This is a genomic window from Planomonospora algeriensis, from assembly GCF_977012225.1.
In genome coordinates this window covers 1-464 of record NZ_CDRNDK010001100.1, presented here as the reverse complement: position 1 = coordinate 464, position 464 = coordinate 1, and the positions used below count along the sequence as shown (strand labels likewise).

Genomic DNA, 464 nt, shown 5'->3' with positions numbered 1-464 from the left:
CTGGTGAACATGTACGGGATCACTGAGACGACGGTGCATGTGACGTACGCGCCGTTGGCGCCGGGCGGTCCGGCGGGGCTGATCGGGACGGGGATTGCGGATCTGCGGTTGTACGTGCTGGACGTCTTCTTGAATCCGGTGCCGGCGGGGGTGACGGGGGAGCTGTATGTGGCGGGTCCGGGGTTGGCGCGGGGGTATGCGGGCCGGCAGGGGTTGACGGCGGAGCGGTTCGTGGCGTGTCCGTTCGGTCCGGTGGGGGAGCGGATGTACCGCAGCGGGGACCGGGTGCGCTGGCGGGCCGATGGCCGTCTGGAGTACGTGGGGCGGGCCGATCACCAGGTGAAGATCCGGGGGTTCCGGATCGAGCCGGGGGAGGTGGAGGCGGTGTTGGCGCGGCATCCGGGGGTGGCGGATGTGGCGGTGGTGGTGCGGGAGGACCGGCCGGGGGATCGGCGGCTGGTGGC

Annotated in this window: 1 protein-coding gene; it reads left to right on the top strand. The window is 71.8% G+C overall.

Annotated features, from left to right (window positions below):
* Window positions 1-464, top strand: a 464-nt coding sequence (locus ACWJ6R_RS38005; RefSeq protein ID WP_449066805.1) for an AMP-binding protein, incomplete at both ends; no start/stop codon positions are given.